Source organism: Pseudovibrio sp. Ad46, from assembly GCF_001623065.1.
Classification (GTDB): Bacteria; Pseudomonadota; Alphaproteobacteria; order Rhizobiales; family Stappiaceae; genus Pseudovibrio.
Map to the genome: position 1 here is coordinate 1 of NZ_LMCG01000039.1, position 852 is coordinate 852.

Below are 852 nucleotides of genomic sequence, written 5' to 3' on the forward strand. Positions count from 1 at the left end.
GCACTGCAACCGATAAGATCTACATCTTTACGCCGGATGGTTCTGGTGGTTATACGGAAAGTAAGCTGGTTGCTGCGGGAAGTGATGGCTTCGGTGGTACGGTTAGCATCAATGATGACGGTGTTATCTTTGCAGATGGTCCGGGCGCTCTGGCTCGTGTGTTCACGCCAGATGGCTCTGGTAGCTACACAGAATTGCAGCTGACAGCTCCTGATTCCAGTGCCAGTTTTGGCAAAAGCGGTGCAGTTCAAGGAGATGGGACCATTGTGGTTGGAGCCTCAGGCGCATTGTACATCCACGAGCCGGATGGCAATGGCAATTATGTGGTTTCCAAACTGATCACCGGCCCTGGCAGTACCGGGACAGCTGTTGTTGTGAATAAGGCCGGTGTTATCGTCACCGGCGCGTCATCTGATAATGGAGCTGCCTATGTTTATGTTCCAGATGGAGCAGGTGGTTACAAGGAAATCGTTCTGACGGCTCATGATGGAGCAAGCGGTGATTACTTTGGACAATCAGTCTCAATCAATGAAGACGGTGTCATCACGATTGGTGCTCATGCTGACGACGATAAGGGGCAAAACTCCGGCTCCGTCTACGTGTTTACACTTGATGCTGACGGTAATTATGTCGGCGCTGACGGCACCGTTTATGAACCGTCAGATACTCCACCTGTGATCCATTCTTATGGTGAGTTCCACGAGGTGAATGGTGAGGGAACAGCAGGCAAGATAGTTGCCTCAGATGGTGATAGAAGTGATTGGTTTGGCTACAGCACACAGATGAATGATCATGGTGTTGTTGTTGCAGGTTCTCACTATGATGATGACAAGGGGAACACATCCGGCTCTG

The 852-nt window shown here is 50.6% G+C and carries 1 protein-coding gene; it reads left to right on the top strand.

Annotated features, from left to right (window positions below):
• Nucleotides 1–852 (top strand): FG-GAP repeat protein (locus PsAD46_RS07005; RefSeq protein WP_193776921.1); only part of this gene is annotated, 852 nt, incomplete at both ends.